Source organism: Streptomyces avermitilis MA-4680 = NBRC 14893 (genome assembly GCF_000009765.2).
Classification (GTDB): Bacteria; Actinomycetota; Actinomycetes; order Streptomycetales; family Streptomycetaceae; genus Streptomyces; species Streptomyces avermitilis.
This window is the reverse complement of record NC_003155.5, coordinates 2,583,408-2,601,490: the sequence shown is the minus strand read 5'-3', so window position 1 is coordinate 2,601,490 and position 18,083 is coordinate 2,583,408. Positions and strand designations below refer to the sequence as shown.

The 18,083-nt window shown below is 71.5% G+C and carries 19 protein-coding genes; 4 read left to right on the top strand and 15 right to left on the bottom strand.

Annotation, left to right across the window (positions count from 1 at the left end; all coding sequences use genetic code 11):
* Positions 1 to 32: 32 nt before the first annotated feature.
* From SAVERM_RS11205 to SAVERM_RS11155, 13 genes are all read right to left on the bottom strand, one after another.
* The gene (locus SAVERM_RS11205) at positions 33 to 1,148 is read right to left on the bottom strand and encodes an aliphatic sulfonate ABC transporter substrate-binding protein (protein ID WP_037650041.1); all 1,116 of its coding nucleotides are present in this window, start codon (positions 1,146 to 1,148) and stop codon (positions 33 to 35) included.
* 39 nt (positions 1,149 to 1,187) lie between these two features.
* Positions 1,188 to 1,379, bottom strand: a complete 192-nt coding sequence (locus tag SAVERM_RS45305; RefSeq protein WP_261172590.1) for a hypothetical protein — start codon at positions 1,377 to 1,379, stop codon at positions 1,188 to 1,190.
* A gap of 2 nt (positions 1,380 to 1,381) precedes the next feature.
* Positions 1,382 to 2,737 (bottom strand): sulfate adenylyltransferase subunit 1, encoded by a 1,356-nt coding sequence (locus SAVERM_RS11200; RefSeq protein ID WP_062804690.1) that lies wholly within the window; start codon positions 2,735 to 2,737, stop codon positions 1,382 to 1,384.
* Between the two features lie 2 nt (positions 2,738 to 2,739).
* Entirely contained in the window at positions 2,740 to 3,675 is a 936-nt protein-coding gene (gene cysD / locus SAVERM_RS11195; RefSeq protein WP_010983571.1) for a sulfate adenylyltransferase subunit CysD, read from the bottom strand.
* Complete coding sequence (gene cysC / locus SAVERM_RS11190) at positions 3,672 to 4,253, bottom strand: adenylyl-sulfate kinase (RefSeq protein ID WP_202497356.1); 582 nt, start codon at positions 4,251 to 4,253, stop codon at positions 3,672 to 3,674. Before cysC ends, cysD begins: the two co-directional genes overlap by 4 nt.
* Positions 4,250 to 4,987, bottom strand: a complete 738-nt coding sequence (locus SAVERM_RS11185; RefSeq protein WP_010983569.1) for a phosphoadenylyl-sulfate reductase — start codon at positions 4,985 to 4,987, stop codon at positions 4,250 to 4,252. Before SAVERM_RS11185 ends, cysC begins: the two co-directional genes overlap by 4 nt.
* Positions 4,984 to 5,163: a hypothetical protein gene (locus tag SAVERM_RS11180; protein ID WP_010983568.1), complete on the bottom strand. Its 180-nt coding sequence runs from the start codon at positions 5,161 to 5,163 to the stop codon at positions 4,984 to 4,986. The genes SAVERM_RS11185 and SAVERM_RS11180 overlap by 4 nt, the downstream gene beginning before the upstream one ends.
* Positions 5,164 to 5,230: 67 nt before the next feature.
* Complete coding sequence (locus SAVERM_RS11175) at positions 5,231 to 6,925, bottom strand: nitrite/sulfite reductase (protein WP_010983567.1); 1,695 nt, start codon at positions 6,923 to 6,925, stop codon at positions 5,231 to 5,233.
* Between the two features lie 135 nt (positions 6,926 to 7,060).
* Entirely contained in the window at positions 7,061 to 7,144 is an 84-nt protein-coding gene (locus SAVERM_RS45525) for a putative leader peptide (protein ID WP_309486338.1), read from the bottom strand.
* Between the two features lie 151 nt (positions 7,145 to 7,295).
* Positions 7,296 to 7,868, bottom strand: coding sequence for a GNAT family N-acetyltransferase (locus tag SAVERM_RS11170; protein ID WP_010983566.1), 573 nt, complete (start codon positions 7,866 to 7,868; stop codon positions 7,296 to 7,298).
* Positions 7,869 to 7,947: 79 nt separating this feature from the next.
* Complete coding sequence (locus tag SAVERM_RS11165) at positions 7,948 to 9,351, bottom strand: hypothetical protein (RefSeq protein WP_010983565.1); 1,404 nt, start codon at positions 9,349 to 9,351, stop codon at positions 7,948 to 7,950.
* A gap of 164 nt (positions 9,352 to 9,515) precedes the next feature.
* Positions 9,516 to 10,841, bottom strand: a complete 1,326-nt coding sequence (locus SAVERM_RS11160) for a GAF domain-containing protein (RefSeq protein ID WP_010983564.1) — start codon at positions 10,839 to 10,841, stop codon at positions 9,516 to 9,518.
* 306 nt (positions 10,842 to 11,147) lie between these two features.
* Positions 11,148 to 12,797, bottom strand: coding sequence for an acyl-CoA dehydrogenase family protein (locus SAVERM_RS11155; protein WP_010983563.1), 1,650 nt, complete (start codon positions 12,795 to 12,797; stop codon positions 11,148 to 11,150).
* 124 nt (positions 12,798 to 12,921) lie between these two features.
* Here SAVERM_RS11155 and SAVERM_RS11150 point away from each other — a divergent pair, with 124 nt between their 5' ends.
* Positions 12,922 to 14,085, top strand: coding sequence for a YihY/virulence factor BrkB family protein (locus tag SAVERM_RS11150; protein WP_037647245.1), 1,164 nt, complete (start codon positions 12,922 to 12,924; stop codon positions 14,083 to 14,085).
* A 67-nt stretch (positions 14,086 to 14,152) separates the two neighbouring features.
* Here the strand turns inward: SAVERM_RS11150 and SAVERM_RS11145 are convergent, their stop codons facing one another.
* The gene (locus tag SAVERM_RS11145; protein WP_010983561.1) at positions 14,153 to 14,986 is read right to left on the bottom strand and encodes an NmrA family NAD(P)-binding protein; all 834 of its coding nucleotides are present in this window, start codon (positions 14,984 to 14,986) and stop codon (positions 14,153 to 14,155) included.
* Between the two features lie 80 nt (positions 14,987 to 15,066).
* On the opposite strand from SAVERM_RS11145, the gene SAVERM_RS11140 reads away from it, so the two are divergent.
* Together SAVERM_RS11140 and SAVERM_RS11135 are read left to right on the top strand one after the other, a co-directional pair.
* Positions 15,067 to 16,029 carry an AraC family transcriptional regulator gene (locus SAVERM_RS11140; protein WP_010983560.1) on the top strand — a complete coding sequence of 321 codons (963 nt, stop codon included), beginning with the start codon at positions 15,067 to 15,069 and terminating at the stop codon, positions 16,027 to 16,029.
* 108 nt (positions 16,030 to 16,137) lie between these two features.
* Entirely contained in the window at positions 16,138 to 16,851 is a 714-nt protein-coding gene (locus tag SAVERM_RS11135) for a helix-turn-helix domain-containing protein (RefSeq protein ID WP_010983559.1), read from the top strand.
* Here the strand turns inward: SAVERM_RS11135 and SAVERM_RS11130 are convergent.
* On the bottom strand, positions 16,837 to 17,235 hold the full coding sequence (locus SAVERM_RS11130; protein WP_010983558.1) for a VOC family protein: 399 nt from the start codon (positions 17,233 to 17,235) through the stop codon (positions 16,837 to 16,839). The two genes, SAVERM_RS11135 and SAVERM_RS11130, sit on opposite strands and share 15 nt — an antisense overlap.
* A 155-nt stretch (positions 17,236 to 17,390) precedes the next feature.
* Here SAVERM_RS11130 and SAVERM_RS11125 point away from each other — a divergent pair, with 155 nt between their 5' ends.
* The gene (locus tag SAVERM_RS11125) at positions 17,391 to 18,050 is read left to right on the top strand and encodes a hypothetical protein (RefSeq protein WP_010983557.1); all 660 of its coding nucleotides are present in this window, start codon (positions 17,391 to 17,393) and stop codon (positions 18,048 to 18,050) included.
* Positions 18,051 to 18,083 lie beyond the last annotated feature (33 nt).

The window sequence follows — 18,083 nt, the reverse complement described above, 5'->3', positions numbered from 1 at the left end:
GTCACCTCCTGGGAACTCATCGGGATCCGGACCTACTTGACGCCGAGACCGGCGTCGTCGACCGTGCTCGCGCCGTCGGCCTTGAGGACCTTGTTCAGCAGCGTGAGGTCGTAGATGCCGCTCAGGTCGGGCTTCGACAGCAGACCGGCCTTCACCGCGTGGTCCGCCTCGGTGTTGAGGGTGGAGGCCAGCGGGTCATTGGTGATCTGGATGGACTTCCAGGCCGGGTCCAGGACATCGGCCGGCAGGGCCTTGCCCGAGTCGGTCTCCAGCTGCTTGTTCGCCGCGGCCTTCGCCTCGTCGGGGTTGGCGTTGATCCACTTGTTGGTCCCGACCGAGCCCTTCAGCACGGCCTCGACGACCTTCGGGTGCGCCTTGAGGAACTTCTGCGACACGATGATGTTCGTGATCACGAACTTCTTGTCGGGCCACAGCGTCGACTCGTCGAGCAGCACCTTGCCGCCCTCGGCGACCAGCTTCGACGCGGTCGGCTCCGGCACCCAGGCGCCGTCGAGCGAACCGGCCTTGTAGGCGTCCGGGGTGACCTTGTTGTCGCTGCGGACGACCGTGACATCGCCCTTGCCGCTCTGCGCGTCGACCTTCCAGCCCTGCTCGGCGATCCAGTTGAGGAACGCGACGTCCTGCGTGTTGCCCAGCTGCGGGGTCGCGATCTTCTTGCCCTTGACGTCCTTCAGGGACTTGATCTTCTTGGGGTTGACCACGAGCTTGACGCCGCCGGACGCCGAACCGCCGATGATGCGCAGGCTCTTGCCGTTGGACTTGGTGTAGCCGTTGATCGACGGCGAGGGGCCGATCCAGCCGATGTCGATGGAGCCCGAGTTGAGGGCCTCGATCTCGGAGGGGCCGGCGTTGAAGGTGGCGTACTCGGCCTTCGTGGCGCCGAGTTCCTTCTGGAAGAGGCCCTCCTGGCGGCCCACGAGCGCGGTGGCGTGGGTGAGGTTGCCGAAGTAGCCGATCTTCACGGTGTCGAGACCGTCGATCTTCTTGGCCCCGGCGGCGACCTTCTCCTTCGCGGAGGTGTCGTCCTTCGACTCGGAACCGTAACCGCAGGCGGCGAGCGCCAGCAGCGGGAGGGCGGCGGCCGCGGCCACAGCGCGGCGGATCAGCGTGGAACGGTTGGCAGGCACGGGAGGTGTTCCCCTCGTTGGCCCGGCGGTCACGGTCTTTCAGGTCGTGGCCGGGAGGTCGGCAGGTCTTCGTCGCGTCCGGGACGTCGGGTGGGGGGACAGGGCGCGCAGGCAGTGCGCGTACGTCATCGCGCACATCGCGCGACTCCGCCCTGCCCGCTGCCGAGGGCGCCGCTGCCGACGCGGCCGCCCCTCCTTCGCGAACGTGGAGTAGAAGTCGGTGGTGGTCATGATCAGAAGTCCCACCCGTCGTCGTCGCTCGCGTCCTTGACCGGCTCGGGCGCGGCGAAGGACTCGCCGACCATGCCCGCGGTCAGCGTCGTGCCGTCCGCCGGGTCGATCAGGATGAACGCGCCGGTGCGGCGGGAGTCGGCGTACGAGTCGAGCGGCAGCGGCTCGGCGGTACGGATCTTGACGCGGCCGATGTCGTTGGCGACCAGCTGCCCGGGTGCGGGTGCCAGGGAGAGGTCGTCCAGGGTCAGCCGGGACGGAATGTCCTTGACGATCGCCTTGACCGTGCGGGTGCCGTGCTTCAGCAGTACGCGGTGGCCGACGGTCAGCGGAGCGTCGGCGACATGGCAGACCGTCGCCTCGACGTCCTGGGTGGTGGCGGGCGCGTCCTTGCTCGGCACGAGCAGATCGCCGCGCGAGATGTCGATGTCGTCCTCCAGCAGGAGGGTCACCGACTGCGGGGTCCACGCGACGTCGACCGGGGTGCCCAGCAGATCGATCCCGGCGATCTTCGACGTACGGCCGGAGGGCAGGACCGTGACCTCGGAGCCGACGCAGAACGTACCGGCCGCGATCTGACCCGCGTAACCGCGGTAGTCGGGGTGCTCGGCGGTCTGCGGGCGGATCACGTACTGCACGGGCAGGCGGGCGTGGCAGTGCGCCAGGTCGTGGCTGACCGGCACGGTCTCCAGGTGCTCCAGGACCGTGGGGCCGCCGTACCAGTCCATGTTCGCGGAGGCGTCCACCACGTTGTCACCGGCGAGCGCGGAGATCGGGATCGCGGTGATCTCGGGAACGCCCAGCTCGGAGGCGTACGCCGTGAACTTCTCGGCGATCGCGGCGAAGACGGACTCCTTGTACTCGACGAGGTCCATCTTGTTCACCGCGAGCACGACGTGCGGGACGCGCAGCAGCGCGGCGACGGCGGCGTGTCGGCGGGTCTGCTCGATGACGCCGTTGCGGGCGTCGACGAGGACCACCGCCAGGTCGGCGGTGGAGGCGCCGGTGACCATGTTGCGGGTGTACTGAACATGGCCGGGGGTGTCGGCGAGGATGAACCGGCGGCGCGCGGTCGCGAAGTAGCGGTACGCCACGTCGATGGTGATGCCCTGCTCGCGTTCGGCGCGCAGGCCGTCGGTGAGGAGGGCCAGGTCGGGAGCGTCCTGGCCGCGGCTGCGCGACACCTGCTCCACGGCCTCCAGCTGGTCCGTCAGGACCGACTTGGAGTCGTGCAGCAGACGGCCGACCAGCGTGGACTTGCCGTCGTCGACGGAGCCCGCGGTCGCGAAGCGCAGCAGGGTCGTGGCCGACAACTGCTCGACCGACAGCGGCTCGGTGGGCTCGGTGGTGCTGGTCATGGCTAGAAGTACCCCTCGCGCTTGCGGTCTTCCATCGCGGCCTCGGACATCTTGTCGTCGGCGCGGGTGGCGCCGCGTTCGGTGAGCCGGGAGGCGGCGATCTCGGTGATCACGGCGTCCAGCGTGGTGGCGTCGGAGTCGACGGCGCCGGTGCAGGACATGTCGCCGACGGTGCGGTAGCGGACCCGGCGCTTCTCGACAGTCTCGCCGTCCTTGGGGCCGCCCCAGTCACCGGCGGTCAGCCACATGTGGGACCGCTGGAAGACCTCGCGTTCGTGGGCGAAGTAGATCTCGGGGAGTTCGATGTGTTCGCGGGCGATGTACTGCCATACGTCCAGCTCGGTCCAGTTGGAGAGCGGGAAGACGCGGACGTGTTCGCCGGGGGCGTGGCGGCCGTTGTAGAGGTTCCACAGTTCGGGGCGCTGGCGGCGGGGGTCCCACTGGGAGAACTCGTCGCGCAGGGAGAAGACGCGTTCTTTGGCGCGGGCCTTTTCCTCGTCGCGTCGGCCGCCGCCGAAGACGGCGTCGAAGCGGTGCTGCTGGATGGCTTCGGTCAGGGGCACGGTCTGCAGGGGGTTGCGGGTGCCGTCGGGGCGTTCGCGCAGTACACCGCGGTCGATGTAGTCCTGTACGGAGGCCACATGGAGGCGCAGTCCGTGTGCGGCGACCACACGGTCGCGGTATGCGAGGACTTCGGGGAAGTTGTGTCCGGTGTCCACGTGCAGCAGGGTGAAGGGGATCGCCGCGGGGGCGAAGGCCTTCAGTGCCAGGTGCAGCATGACGATGGAGTCCTTGCCGCCGGAGAACAGGATCACCGGCCGTTCGAACTCGCCCGCCACCTCGCGGAAGATGTGGACGGCCTCCGACTCCAGCGCGTCCAGATGCGAGAGCGCGTACGGGCTGTCGGTCTCCTGGGAAGCGGTGGCTGCGGTCGTCATGCGAGACCCCTCTCGGTCAGCAGCGCGTGCAACGCGGCGGCGGACTCCTGCACGGTCTGGGTGTGCGACTCGATGCGCAGATCGGGCGAAGCGGGTGCCTCGTACGGGTCGTCGACACCGGTCAGCCCGGAAATCTCGCCCGCCGCCTGCTTGGCGTACAGCCCCTTCACGTCCCGCTGGCTGCACACCTCGACCGGAGTGGCGACATGCACCTCGAGGTAGGCGGCGCCGCTCGCCCCGTGCCGCTTGCGGACCGCCTCGCGGCTGTCCGCGTACGGCGCGATCACCGGGACGAGCGCCTTGACGCCGTTGCGGGCCAGCAGGTCGGCGAGGTAGCCGATCCGCTGCACGTTCGTGTGCCGGTCCGCGCGGGTGAAGCCGAGGTCTGCGGTGAGGAACTCGCGGATCTCGTCACCGTCGAGCACCTCGACGAGGTGGCCCTCCTCGCGCAGCCGGCCGGCCAGCTCGTACGCGATGGTGGTCTTGCCGGCACTCGGCAGACCTGTGAGCCAGATGGTGGCTCCGGTCGTCACTTGCTTCTCCCGGGAGGTCTGGGGGTTCTCGGTCGTCGTCGTCATCCGTGCAGCCCGCACTCGGTCTTGGTGCTGCCCGCCCAGCGGCCGGCGCGCGCGTCCTCGCCCTCCAGCACACGGCGGGTGCAGGGCGCGCAGCCCACGGAGGGGTAGCCGTCCATCAGCAGCGGGTTGGTCAGCACGCCGTGCTCCGCGACGTACGCGTCCACGTCGTCCTGGGTCCAGCGGGCGATCGGCGAGATCTTCACCTTGCGGCGCTTCTCGTCCCAGCTGACGACCGGGGTGTTCGCCCGGGTCGGGGACTCGTCGCGGCGCAGGCCCGTCGCCCAGGCGTCGTACGCGGTCAGGCCCTGCTCCAGCGGCTGGACCTTGCGGAGCTTGCAGCACAGGTCGGGGTCGCGGTCGTGCAGCTTCGGGCCGTACTCCGCGTCCTGCTCGGCGACCGTCCGGCGCGGGGTGAGCGTGATGACGTTGACGTCCATCACGGCCTCGACCGCGTCGCGGGTGCCGATGGTCTCCGGGAAGTGGTAGCCGGTGTCGAGGAAGACCACGTCCACACCGGGGAAGGTCCGGGAGGCGAGGTGGGCGACCACGGCGTCCTCCATGGAGGAGGTCACGCAGAACTTCTTGCCGAAGGTGTCCGCCGCCCACTGGAGGATCTCCAGGGCGGAGGCGTCCTCCAGGTCGCGCCCGGCCTGCTCGGCGAGCGTCTTCAGCTCCGCGTCGCGGCCGGTCGCACGCTCTGTGCCGGTGTCCGTGTCGGCCTGAACCGTCCTCATATCTCGTCCCCTCCACCGTCGTTGGGCTGAAACCCCCGGGCGAGCAGCCCGAGGAACTTCAACTGGAAGGCTCGATTGCACGCTCCGCATTCCCACGCGCCGTGGCCCTGCTCGCTCGGGCGCAGGTCCTCGTCGCCGCAGTAGGGGCAGTAGAAGGGCGCGGCACGCTCGCTCACGACAGCGCCTCCCCTCTTTTTGTGGCTCGGTTCGCCTCCGGGGTGCGCCCCTTCGGCTCACTCGCCGTCACGACAGCGCCTCCTCTGAAGCCCTGGCCGCCCAGGTGGCGAACCGCTCGCCGTCCTCGCGCTCCGCCTGGAAGCGCTTGAGGACGCGCTCGATGTAGTCGGGCAGCTCGTCCGAAGTGACCTTCAGGCCACGGACCTTGCGGCCGAAACCGGCCTCCAGGCCGAGCGCGCCGCCCAGGTGCACCTGGAAGCCCTCGACCTGCTCACCCTGGTCGTTGAGGACCAGCTGGCCCTTGAGACCGATGTCCGCGACCTGGATACGGGCGCAGGCGTTCGGGCAGCCGTTGAGGTTGATGGTGATCGGCTCGTCGAACTCGGGGATGCGGCGCTCGAGTTCGTCGATGAGGGAAGCGCCGCGCGCCTTGGTCTCGACGATCGCGAGCTTGCAGTACTCGATGCCGGTGCAGGCCATCGTGCCGCGCCGGAAGGACGAGGGCTTGACGGTGAGGTCGAGCGCCTCCAGCCCCTCGACGAGTGACTCGACCTGGCCCTCTTCCACATCGAGCACGATCATCTTCTGCTCGACGGTGGTGCGCAGTCGCCCGGAGCCGTGCGCCGCGGCCACCTCGGCGATCTTGGTGAGGGTCGTACCGTCCACGCGGCCGACGCGCGGGGCGAAGCCGACGTAGAAGCGGCCGTCCTTCTGCCGGTGCACGCCGACGTGGTCGCGCCAGCTGGCGACGGGCTGGTCGGGCGCGGGGCCGTCGACGAGCTTCCGCTTCAGGTACTCGTCCTCAAGGATCTGGCGGAACTTCTCGACGCCCCAGTCGGCGACCAGGAACTTCAGACGGGCACGCGTACGAAGGCGCCGGTAGCCGTAGTCGCGGAAGATCGACAGGACGCCCACGTGGACGTCCGCGACCTCGTCGAGCGGGACCCAGGCGCCGAGGCGCTGGCCGAGCTTCGGGTTGGTGGACAGGCCGCCGCCGACCCAGAGGTCGAAGCCGGGGCCGTGCTCCGGGTGGTTCACGCCGACGAAGGCGACGTCGTTGATCTCGTGCGCCACGTCGAGCAGCGGCGAGCCGGAGACCGCTGTCTTGAACTTGCGGGGCAGGTTGGAGAAGTCCTTGTTGCCGAGGATCCGGCGGTGGATCTCGTCGATCGCGGGCGTGCCGTCGATGATCTCGTCCTCGGCGATCCCGGCGACGGGCGAGCCGAGGATGACGCGCGGGGTGTCACCGCAGGCCTCGGTCGTGGACAGGCCCACGGCCTCCAGACGCTGCCAGATCTCCGGAACGTCCTCGATGCGGATCCAGTGGAGCTGGATGTTCTGCCGGTCGGTGATGTCGGCGGTACCGCGCGCGAACTCCTGCGAGATCTCGCCGATGACCCGGAGCTGCTCGGTGGTCAGCCGGCCGCCGTCGATGCGGACGCGCAGCATGAAGTACTTGTCGTCCAGCTCCTCCGGCTCCAGGATCGCGGTCTTGCCGCCGTCGATCCCGGGCTTGCGCTGGGTGTACAGCCCCCACCAGCGCATACGCCCACGGAGGTCATTGGGGTCGATCGAGTCGAAGCCGCGCTTCGAGTAGATCGTCTCAATGCGTGTCCGCACATTGAGACCGTCATCGTCCTTTTTGAACTGTTCGTTGCCGTTGAGCGGGGTGAAGTGACCCACGGCCCACTGACCCTCACCGCGGTGACGGCTCACCTTGCGGCGGGGCGCGGCGGCGGGATTCTGCGGGGTGGCGGCCATGGCTGATACGTCCTTCGGGACTACGGGACAGACAGGGGAGCGGCTCTGACCTGCGGGTACGGGCGCATACGGAAGTACGGGCGCGTCCTTGCGCAAGGTTCTCGAAAGAGGAGTGACTCGGCGGTGCTGGACTGCTCAGCTCGCCGGACAGATGGCGCTGGACATGCGGCCGAGGTCGACGTGCCGCCGACTCACCAAGGCAATTCCAGTTCCAGACATGACGGAAGCGTGTCACGGGGATCTCGGGCCAGTCCACCGTCATCCATCATGTGGACACCCTGGTCCCGAAGGGTGAGACTGGGGTGTCGTTGATCACACGGTGGCCCGGCCGGTGGTGTCCGGCCGGGCCCGCCGGACAGGTACGTGCAGGTCAGGCGGCGCGCGCTCCCGGCCAGGGCCCTGGTGCGGCCACGTCCGCCTCCGCCTCGACCTTGGTGTCGAAGAGCGTGAAACCGCGCCGCAGGTAGTTGTCCATCGCGTGCTCTCCGTCCTTGCTGCATGTATGCAGCCAGACCCGCTTGGTCTCGGCGCGTTCCGGCCATCGCGCGGCCAGGTCCCAGGCCCGCGCGGCGCCGTACGAGAGCAGATGGCCGCCGATCCGCCGGCCCCGGAACGCCGGTATCAGCCCGAAGTAGGCGATCTCCACGACCCCGTCGTCCTGCGGCTCCAGCTCGACGTATCCCGCGGGAGTGCCCCGGTCGTGGGCGACCCAGGTCTCCACGCCCGGCCGCGCCAGGTACGCCTGCCACTGCTCGTACGTCCAGGACAGCCGGTCGGTCCAGCGGATGTCGCCGCCGACCGACGCGTACAGGAACCGGCTGAACTCCGGCGAGGGCACCTCGGAGCGGACGATCCGGACCTCGCCGTCGGGGGCGGTCGCGGGCCGCAGGTCGGCGGGGGACGTCTGCTCCAGGGACCAGGTGGTCACGGTGATGTCGCTCATGCGGTCAGAAAATCACCCGGCCCCCCGGGCTGTCGATCGGGGGTGATCGGGGACGCGGGTGACGTTGCCCGCTCCAGGCCTACCCTAGCGAGTCGTCCACGGAGGACAGCGGAACGGCGTACAGCACCCGCTCCGGGATGGCGTCCGGCTCCCACTGGGCGTCCTTGTTCGCCGCCCACTCGGTCAGCGTCCACAGCTCGCCGGTCTCCTGCCAGAGCGACATGGACTCGGTGTGCCGGCCCCAGCAGGCGGTCGTCTGGTCGGTCGTGCACCGCGCCGCCCGGGCGCCGTCCTTGTTCTGCCGCCAGAGGGTGCCGTGCTTGCCGCGGCTGCCGGGCGCGTGGTCGACGTACCAGTTCGGCGTGCTCGCGCCGCTCGGCTTGTGCGACAGCACGCCCTGGAGACCGACGGCCTTGGTCTCGTACGCCTCGTCCGCGTTGACGACGTCGCTGGAGTTGCTGCCGAGCAGACCGGTGCGGGAGGCGGCGGTGCTGTAGTAGTAGCGCCAGACCCGGGCGGGCTGGGTGCCGCCCGAGCTGAACCACTCGTTCGCCACCAGGCTGTCCGGGGTGGAGGTGCGGTCGAGGGAGACGGAGGCGAAGCAGGGGACCGCGTTGTCGTTGCCCGAGGTGCAGGCGCCGCCGGTCAGGTCGTACGAGCCGATGGCCGGCAGTACGTACTGGTAGCCGTGGGCCGCGTAGCCGCCGCTTACCTTGCCGACCGCGCTGCTGTCGACGTTCGCCCGCAGGATGCGGTGCATGTCGAAGACGAAGAGGGCGTTGTTGTGGTCCGCGCCGTTTTTCGCGGTGACGATCAGCTTGTCCTGGTACCAGACCATGCCGCCGAGATGCGAGCGGACGGCACCGAAGTCCGCGTCGCCGCTCAGCGGGGCGACCAGCAGGACCCAGCGGTACTTGAGGTTGTCCGGGTCGTTCGCGTCGATGAAGGCGACCCGGGCGAGGCCCTGGTCGTCGGCCGGCTCGCCCGCCTTGTGGTCGTTGTGCGTCCAGCCCGCGAGGATGACGCGGTCGTCGCCCCACGTGCCGTCGTTGTCGGCGTCGCCGGACGTGGTGACGGACTGGGGCAGCCACTTCTGGGTCGTCGCGTCGCCGCTGTCCCAGCAGTACGCGCGCGAGGCGCTCGGCTCGACGGGCAGCGCGGCCGCCTCGGTGGCGGCACAGTCGGCCTTGTTGCGCATCGAGTGGTTGGCGCTCTGGAGCACGCCGTGCACGCCGACGTTGCCGCCCATGTCGCTGGTGAGCGTGTCCAGGGTGGTCCGGCCGACCAGGTTCTCGTGGAGTTGCAGCTTGCCGGTCTCGGCGGCGGAGGTGAGCGGGGTCAGGGCTCCCGGGTTGTCGCCGCCGGCGGCCTGGGAGGTGCTGATCAGCGTGGCGGCGGCGGTCAGCGCCAGCGCGGTTCCGGCGAGGGTGGCGCGCAGCGCACGGCCCCTCCTCCTGCGACGATGTCTGCCACGCTGTTTCATGGGACCTCCCGAGGTAGGCCAACTACTCCCCGTGGTCGGCGCGTTGATCGAGGAGCTGGTGGGGTGGCCTGTGGGAGGGATGCTACGCGAGCGGAGGGTGTGCCCGGTCGAAGACCCGGTAATTACGAGGGTAATCCCTCGACCTGGGGGCACATCGGGAGCATTCAGACCGGCCCGCCGCCCGGCGCCAGGAGGGAAACGCCGCCGCCGGGCCCCGCCGTACGCACGCGCAGCACCGCCGGCGCGATCGAGTGGGGCAGCAGGTCCAGCGGGTCGTCCGGGGCCAGGAGTTCGACCTCCGCGGTTTCGGAGAAACGATACGGCCGGTGGTCCAGGAAAGCGCCCAGATAGCGTCGTACACGGGACATCTCGGCGCGGACGGTGACCGTGCGGGCCGGGTCGCCGAACATGTCGGCGGCCAGCGCCGCGGCCGTGCGGCCACTGCGGTGCAGGGTCAGGAGGTAGAGCAACTCGGCGTGCCGGGGCGTCAGTTCGTGCGTCCAGGAACCCGTGTCTCCCGAGACCGTCACCGACCAGCGGCGCGGGTGGGAGAGGTCCAGGACGATCCGCGTGGTGTGCGCGGGAGTTGCCCGGTCACAGGCCCGGATCAGCCAGCCGCCCGGCAGCGGCTCCACCGAGCACGGGCCCAGCACCGGCAGACAACTCCGCCCGGCCGTCAGTGAGGTGGGCAGCGCCAGCCGTCTGGCGTACGGCATTCCGGCCACCGCCGCCGTCCAGCCGTCCCGGTCCACCGCCACCGCCCGCCCGTCCAGCCGGGCCAGCAGCGGCGCCGCCACCGCGCGCAACCGCTCCAGTGACGTCAGATGCACCTCCCGCAGCCGCGCCTCGGCGAGCTTGGCCACCGAGTCCACCCAGGCGAGCGTGGCCGGATGCATCGTCTCCAGTGGACCGCTGATGTCCACCACACCGATCAGGCGGCCGTCGCGCGGGTCCGTGATCGGGGCGCCCGTGCACGTCCACGAGGCGAAGGAGCGTACGAAGTGCTCGGAGGCGAACACCTGCACGGGACGGCCGGTCACCGCGGGCGTGCCCACCCCGTTCGTGCCGACGACCGACTCGCCCCAGTCCGCGCCCGGTTCGCAGCCGAGCCCGTCCGCCTGGCGCAGCACCGCCGGACTGCCCTCGCGCCACAGCACCCGCCCGTCCGCGTCCGCGACCACCATGATGTGCTGCGCGACGTCCGCGACCGACAACAGCCCCTCGCGCAGCACCGGAAGCACCACCCGCAGCGGCGACTCCCGGCGCCGCCGCTCGACCTCGTCGAGGCTCAGCAGCCCCGCCCTGACATCGTGGTCGGGATCCACCCCGCTGCGCCGCATGCGCCCCCACGACGCCTCGATCACCGGGCGCGGCGCGACCCGGGTGCGCTGCCCGGCGAGCGTCGCGCTGCGCACCTCCCTGAGCATGCGCGCCGCCTGCGCGGCGTCCCGGGCGACCAGCCGCGTCACATCCTTCGGCGAGTGCGCCACACGAACCTCCAGGAGGGCCCGTCCGTCGCACGCCTTGGCGGCGGGCCCGGCCGGGTGTCGACTGCTCCTCCCATACTGCCGCCCGAAGGTGACGGAGGGATACACTCCGGCCACAGTGAGCGGACAGCCAACAGATAGTTGCAACCTCCTGCAACCCTGGCGAGCGGCCCTGCGGTGTTTGAAACTTGTGCGACGTCGCCCAGGCGGCGTCCGCGGTCCCTGACCGGGGCCGAAGCAGCGGGGGTGGTGCCGTGTCGGCGCAGCACCACCCCCGCGACGTATGCCCGGGGGAACGCCCCCGCGGCGTCACGCCACCGGCCGGGCCCGCTCCACCACCGTGGCCAGATCCAGACTGTGCGGCAGGGTGCCGAAGGCCGTACCCCAGTCGCCGCCCAGCCGGGAGGCGCAGAACGCGTCGGCGACCTCCGGCGGGGCGTACCGCACCAGCAGCGCCCCCTGGAGCACGAGGGCGAGCCGCTCCACCACCCGGCGGGCCCGGCCCTCGATACCCTCCAGGTCGGCGAGCTCCGTGAGCAGGCCCTTGATGGCGCCGTCCAGCCGGTGATCGGCACCGCGCGCCCGGCCGACCTCCTGGAGGTACGCGTTGAGCGCCTGCGGTTCGCGCTGGAGCGCCCGCAGCACGTCCAGTGCCTGGACGTTGCCCGCGCCCTCCCAGATGGAGTTCAGCGGCGACTCACGCAGCAGCCGGGCCAGACCGAACTCCTCCACGTACCCGTTGCCGCCCAGGCACTCCAGCGCCTCCGCCGCCACCGGCGTGCACCGCTTGGTCACCCAGTACTTGGCGACCGGCACCGCGAGCCGCAGGAACGCCCGCTCCTGCTCGCCGCCGTCGTCGTAGGCGGCGGCCAGGCGCAGCGCGAGCGTCGTCGCGGCCTCCGACTCCAGGGCCAGATCCGCCAGTACGTTGCGCATCAGCGGCTTGTCGACCAGCTTGCCGCCGAACGCCTCCCGGTAGGTGCAGTGGTGGATCGCCTGCGCCACCGCCTGCCGCATCAGCGACGCCGACCCGAGGACACAGTCCAGCCGGGTCGCCGCCACCATCTCGATGATCGTGCGCACGCCCCGGCCCTCGTCGCCGACCCGGCGTGCCCAGGTCCCGTCGAACTCGACCTCGCTCGACGCGTTGGACCGGTTGCCGAGCTTGTCCTTGAGCCGCTGGACGCGGAACACGTTGCGCGTGCCGTCCTCCAGCACGCGCGGCACGAGGAAGCAGGTCAGACCCCCTCCGTCCGTGGCGGAGGCGGCCTGCGCGAGCACCAGGAACCCGTCCGACATCGGCGCCGAGCAGAACCACTTGTGGCCCGTCAGCTCGTACGTCCCGTCCTCGGCGAGCGGCCGCGCCGCCGTCGTGTTGGCGCGTACGTCGCTGCCGCCCTGCTTCTCCGTCATGCCCATCCCGAACAGGGCACCGGCCTTCTGGGCGGCGGGCCGCATCCCCTGGTCGTAGACCATGGAGGTCAGCCGGGGCTCCCACTCGGCCGCGAGCGCCGGGTCGGTGCGCAGGGCGGGCACCGCCGCGTGGGTCATCGACAGCGGACAGCCGTTGCCCGCCTCGGCCTGCGTCCAGATCACGAAACCGGCCGCGCGCCGGACGTGCCCGCCGGGCCGGGACCAGGCCGCCGTCAGTCCGGCGGACACGCCCTTGCCGAGCAGCCGGTGCCAGGACGGATGGAACTCGACCTCGTCGATCCGGTTGCCCCAGCGGTCGTGCGTCCGCAGCTTGGGCGGGTTCTCGTTCGCCAGGGCCCCCCACTCCTGTACCTGCGCGGAGCCGGCGCTGAGCCCGAGCCCCGACAGCTCGGTGCGCGCCTCGTCGAGGAGCGCGGGATCGAGATGCCGCTCGACGGCCTCCACGAGGGCCCGGTCGGCGGCGAAGACGTCATAGCCCACCAGGGGCGGAGCCTGGTTGGTCACGGTGTGGGTGCTGGCAGCCATGTCTCGCAACCTACCCCTCGGTACTACGTCGGTCACCAGGGCTTCCGCCGGTAGGCCAGGGCTCGCGGCCCGGCCCCCGCACCACGGGATGAGCGCAGCCTCGCGCGGCGGATACCTTTAGGGCGTGCAGCCAGCAAGTGAACCCCCGCAGAGGCCCTCCGGCCGTTTCCACCGGGCGCGTGCCCTCTACCGGAACGTCTCCAAGCGCAGGACCGCCTGGCTGCTGCTCAAGGACACCGTCAACTCGTGCATGGAGTACCGGATCCTCGGTCTGGCGGCCGAGGCCGCCTTCTTCACGCTGCTGTCCGTGCCGCCGCTGCTGCTGAGCATGATCGGGCTGCTCGGCTACGTCGACGACTGGACCGGCGCCGACACCATCGCCAGCCTGGAGAACAACATCCTGGAGGCGTCCCGCACGGTCCTGTCCGACAAGGGCGTCACCGAGATCGCCCAGCCGCTCCTCCACGACGTGATGAAGGGCGGCCGCCCCGACGTCATCTCCCTGGGCTTCCTGTTCGCCCTGTGGTCGGGCTCGCGCGCGGTGAACGTCTTCATCGACACCATCACCGTGATGTACGGCCTCGACGGCACGCGCGGCATCGTGAAGACCCGGATGATGTCGTTCCTGCTCTTCATCGTGGCGCTGCTGATCGGCTCGGTCGCGCTGCCGCTGATGGTGGCGGGCCCGGACGCGGTGGTGAACGTCGTGCCGTGGTCGACGACCGTCGTACAGGTCCTGTACTGGCCGGTCGTCATCGTCCTGTCCATCGTCTTCCTGACGACGCTCTACCACGTCTCCGTGCCGGTGCGCTCGCCCTGGGTGGAGGACGTCCCGGGCGCCCTGGTCGCCCTCGCGATGTGGGTGCTCGGCAGCTTCCTGCTGCGCATCTACCTGACCAGCACGGTCGAGGGGCCCACGATCTACGGCTCGCTCGCCGCGCCCGTCGCCGTGCTGCTGTGGATCGGTGTGTCCGCGTTCGCGGTGCTGGTCGGCGCGGCGGTCAACGCAGCCATCGACCGGGTCTGGCCGGCCGCCGCCACGGCCGCGGCGCGCGCCGCGAACGAGCGGCTGCTCGAGGAGCAGGCCGCGGTGTTCGTGGCCCGCGTGGCCGCGTACCGGGCCGCCGACATCGATCCCGACGACCCGGACATGCCCTCCGAGTTCCCGGAGCGCTGGTCGCGCTTCCTGCCTCCGGAGGACGTGACATCCCGGTTCCGCACCCATGTGAAGAGCCCGCACCACCACCCGCAGCACAAGAACGGCGACCCGCCGGCGGGGGAGCAGTAGGCCCGGCCGTCGAGGGAGCGGCAGGCCCGGCCGTCGCGGGCCGTACGTGCCACGCTCGCGGCGGGGCCTAGGCCTTCCACACCCCCGCCGCCGCGTTCTCCCGCGCGAACTCGGAGAAGTCGTGCGGTGCCCGGCCCAGGATCTGCCGCACCTCCTGCGACAGATGCGCGTTGCGGCCGTCCAGCAGGCTCTCGAAGAGGTCCACCAGGAAGTCCACCTCCTCGGGCGGCACCCCGAACGCCTTCAGGTTCTCCCCGTACTGACGCGCCGGCACCGGCGTGTACGCGAACGTGCCGCCCGTGGCCGCCGAGATCTCCGCGACCGCCTCCCGGAACGTCAGCAGCCGGGGCCCGGTGAGGTCGAGCGTCCGTCCCACGTACCGTTCCCCGGCCGTCAGCGCGGTCACCACCACGTCCGCGATGTCCCGCACGTCGATGAAGGGCTCGCGCACCTCACCGGCCGGGAACACCAGTTCCCCGTGGCGCAGCCCCTCCACCAGCGGGCCCTCGCTGAAGTTCTGCGCGAACCACGCGGCCCGTACGACCGTCCAGTCCGCACCCGACTCCTTCAGGGCCTCCTCGGTCGGCCGCGCCCGCTCCTCCCCGCGCGAGGAGAGCAGCACCAGACGCCGTACGCCGGCCTCCACCGCCTCCCGGGCCAGCGTGCCGACCGCCCCGGCCGCCGCCGGGGAGCCGACATCCGTGGGGTACATGAGGTACGCCGCGTCGGCGCCCGCCAGCGCGGCCGCCCAGCTCGCCCGGTCGGCCCAGTCGAACCCCGTCGCCCGGGACGCCGCCCGAACCGTCAGCCCCGCCGCCCGCGCGGCCTCGGCCACCCGGCTGCCCGTCCGGCCCGAGGCCCCCGTCACCAACACCGTCGTGTTCCGCGTGTTCTGCGTCATACGGCCAGTCAACTGCCGTACGGCAGACGGAACCATCGCTGAACGGCTCATTCCCATACGTACGCGTCTACGCTGACGCCATGGACGCACTCGCAGGCCTGCTGGAGGGCCCCCGCGCACGGGGCGCCTTCATGATCCGGGCGTGCTTCGACCCGCCCTGGTGCATACGCGTCGAGGACCGGGCCCCGCTGACGATCATGCTCGTGGTCCGGGGCGAGGCCTGGGTCATGCCGGACGGGCAGGAGCGGACGCTGCTCAGGGCGGGCGACCTGGCCATCGCGCGCGGCCCCGACCCGTACACCTGCGCCGACTCCCCGGCGACCGAGCCCCAGGCGGTGATCCTGCCCGGCGGCGAGTGCGCCTACCCCGACGGGCGCTCCCTGAAGGGCCACCGGGACCTCGGGGTGCGCAGCTGGGGCGACCGGCCCGACGGCTCCACGGTGCTGCTGATCGGCACCTATCTGATGCAGGGCGAGATCACCGGCCGGCTGCTGGACGCCCTGCCGCCGCTGCTGTCGCTCACCTCGCGGGAGTGGAAGTGCCCGCTGACGCCGATCCTCGCCGAGGAGATCGTGCGCGACGAGCCGGGCCAGGAGGTCGTTCTCGACCGGCTGCTCGACCTGCTGGTGATCGCGGCACTGCGGGCCTGGTTCTCCCGCCCGGAGGCCGAGGCACCCGCCTGGTACCGGGCGCTGGCCGACCCGGTCGTGGGCCGGGTGCTGCGGCTGGTGCAGGACGACCCCGCCCACCCCTGGACGGTGGCCTCGCTCGCCGCCAAGGCCGGGGTCTCGCGCGCCGCGCTCGCCCGCCGCTTCACCGAGCTCGTCGGTGAGCCCCCGATGGCCTATCTGACCGGCTGGCGGCTCGCCCTCGCCGCCGACCGGCTGCGCGACTCCGCGGACACCATCGGCGCGATCGCCCACCAGGTCGGCTACGGCAGCGCGTTCGCCCTGTCCACCGCCTTCAAACGGGTGTACGGAGTCAGTCCGCAGGAGCACCGGACCGGGGGTGCCCCGACGGTTCCTCGCGGCACCGTGACGTGACACCCGGCACGCGCGCTCGCCTCCTGCCGACGGGCCCGGTGACTCCGCTACGAGGACCGGTCAGGCACAGGGCGCCGTCCGACACCCCTGCGGCGTAGCCTTTTCTTCGTGGTTGCAGAGCGCGCTTCGGCGCCACCCGGGTACGCGGAGCGGCCGTCCCGGCTGGCGGGCGCGGTGGTGTGGACCAACAGGCCGTCCGCTGCCGCGGGGCGGCCCGTGCTGCCCGACGGCTGCATGGACCTGCTGTGGACCGAGGGGCGGCTCCTGGTCGCCGGCCCGGACACGCACGCGTACCGGCCGCAGGGCCCTGCCGGGGAATGGGCGGGCGTCCGCTTCTTCCCGGGGACGGCGCCGGTCTTCCTAGGCGTTCCGGCGTACGAACTCCGGGACCGGCGCGTCGACTTGGCGGAGGTGTGGCCCGCCGCCGAGGTGCGGCGCCTGACGGGACGCGTCGACGCCGCCGCCGATCCCGCGACCGCGCTGGAAGAGATCGCGCTGCACCGGGCCGCGCAGGCGGACCGCCCCGACCCGCTGCTGCGGAAGGTGGTGGCGTCCCTGGCCGCGGGCCGGCCGGTGGCCAGGGCCGCGGACGAACTCGGCGTCGGCGCCCGTCAGTTGCACCGCCGCTCGCTGGCCGCCTTCGGCTACGGACCCAAGACGCTCGCCCGTGTACTGCGGCTGCAACGGGCCCTCGCGCTCGCGTGGGCCCAAGTGCCCTTCGCGGAGACGGCGGCCCGCGCCGGGTTCGCGGACCAGGCCCATCTCGCCCGGGACGTGCGGGAGTTGGCGGGCGTACCGCTCGGCGAGCTACTGCGCCGGTAGGTTCGCGAACAGGTCGACGCCGTTGCCGTCCGGGTCGTGCACCACCGCGTACCGCATGCCCCAGACGGCGTCCCACGGCTTGAGCTCGCCGTGGTACCCGGCGCCCACCAGGTCCCCGTACACCGTGTCCACCTCGGCCGGGCTGTCACAGCGGAAGGCGAGCGAGAGGCGGCCGCCGGCGGCCGGCGGCTGCCACTCGGGGTGGAAGGAGCGGATGGTCTCCTCGGTGTCGAGCGCCAGCCGCAGCCCGCCGGGCAGCCCGGCCTCGACGTGCGGCTCGCTCTCGGCGCCGTCGGGGAAGACGAGACCGAGGCGGCGGTAGAAGGCGAGAGCGGCGGCCATGTCGGAGACCGCCAGGCTGATCACATCGAATCGTGGAGTCATGGGTTCAACCTAGGCGGACCGGTGATCGCCGGTCTTGAAGGAATCGGACACGCAGCCGGGACATGCGGCCGGGTGTGTGGCCGGGACATGCGGCCGGGCGTGCAGCCCGGACACGCAGCCCGGTCTGTGGAACACCTGTGCGGCAGGATGGGGTCATGACCCGTGCCGCGCGCGTTCCGAAAGCTTTGGCCGTCCTGCCCGCCCTGCTGCTTCTGCCGGTCCTGCTCTCCGCGTGCGGCACCGAGAAGGCGGGAGCCGGAGGCAGCGGCGCGGACCGTGCCGAGGTGAGCCGTGCCCGACTCGACGCCCGCGCCGCGGCGTTGGGGGTCGCACCGGAACTCGTCTACGTCACCGAAGCCCCCGGATTCACCCTCGCCCAGCAGTCGGTGGGTGTGTACGGCGGCGACGGCTTCTCCAGCGTCTACGTGTCCCGGAAGACGGGCGCCCAGATCCAGCTCTCCGTGGACCGGGGCACCATGACGGCGGCGAACTGTCCGAAGCAGCCGCTCGGCGAGGCGTCGGGGGAGCGGATCACCTGCGCGCGGGACGGCGACACGTGGTACCGCACGGCCGGGGGCCGGCAGGAGTACGCGGTGCCGGAGAAAGGGCACGTGGTGCGGGTGAGCGCCGACGCGAACGCAGTCGGCCGCGCCGTTCTGCGCCGGGCCGCCGGCGCGGCGCACCGCCCGGACGACACCGAACTGGCGGCCGTCCTGCCCACCCCGGACGGCACCGCCACCGCGCCCGTCGAACGAGGCGACCTGCCCCCGGTGGGCGACGGGGCGCCCAACAACGACGTCGGCACGTCGGGCTGAGCCGCCGGACGGCCCGAGCCGGACAAGTCCTCC

What these genes read in the sequence shown, in the direction of transcription:
- SAVERM_RS45305 (WP_261172590.1), bottom strand. Translation starts at nt 1,379, where the DNA reads ATGACCACCACCGACTTCTACTCCACGTTCGCGAAGGAGGGGCGGCCG.
- SAVERM_RS11200 (WP_062804690.1), bottom strand. Translation starts at nt 2,737, where the DNA reads ATGACCAGCACCACCGAGCCCACCGAGCCGCTGTCGGTCGAGCAGTTG.
- cysD (WP_010983571.1), bottom strand. Translation starts at nt 3,675, where the DNA reads ATGACGACCGCAGCCACCGCTTCCCAGGAGACCGACAGCCCGTACGCG.
- cysC (WP_202497356.1), bottom strand. Translation starts at nt 4,253, where the DNA reads ATGACGACGACGACCGAGAACCCCCAGACCTCCCGGGAGAAGCAAGTG.
- SAVERM_RS11185 (WP_010983569.1), bottom strand. Translation starts at nt 4,987, where the DNA reads ATGAGGACGGTTCAGGCCGACACGGACACCGGCACAGAGCGTGCGACC.
- SAVERM_RS11175 (WP_010983567.1), bottom strand. Translation starts at nt 6,925, where the DNA reads ATGGCCGCCACCCCGCAGAATCCCGCCGCCGCGCCCCGCCGCAAGGTG.
- SAVERM_RS45525 (WP_309486338.1), bottom strand. Translation starts at nt 7,144, where the DNA reads ATGTCTGGAACTGGAATTGCCTTGGTGAGTCGGCGGCACGTCGACCTC.
- SAVERM_RS11170 (WP_010983566.1), bottom strand. Translation starts at nt 7,868, where the DNA reads ATGAGCGACATCACCGTGACCACCTGGTCCCTGGAGCAGACGTCCCCC.
- SAVERM_RS11165 (WP_010983565.1), bottom strand. Translation starts at nt 9,351, where the DNA reads ATGAAACAGCGTGGCAGACATCGTCGCAGGAGGAGGGGCCGTGCGCTG.
- SAVERM_RS11155 (WP_010983563.1), bottom strand. Translation starts at nt 12,797, where the DNA reads ATGGCTGCCAGCACCCACACCGTGACCAACCAGGCTCCGCCCCTGGTG.
- SAVERM_RS11145 (WP_010983561.1), bottom strand. Translation starts at nt 14,986, where the DNA reads ATGACGCAGAACACGCGGAACACGACGGTGTTGGTGACGGGGGCCTCG.
- SAVERM_RS11140 (WP_010983560.1), top strand. Translation starts at nt 15,067, where the DNA reads ATGGACGCACTCGCAGGCCTGCTGGAGGGCCCCCGCGCACGGGGCGCC.
- SAVERM_RS11130 (WP_010983558.1), bottom strand. Translation starts at nt 17,235, where the DNA reads ATGACTCCACGATTCGATGTGATCAGCCTGGCGGTCTCCGACATGGCC.
- SAVERM_RS11125 (WP_010983557.1), top strand. Translation starts at nt 17,391, where the DNA reads ATGACCCGTGCCGCGCGCGTTCCGAAAGCTTTGGCCGTCCTGCCCGCC.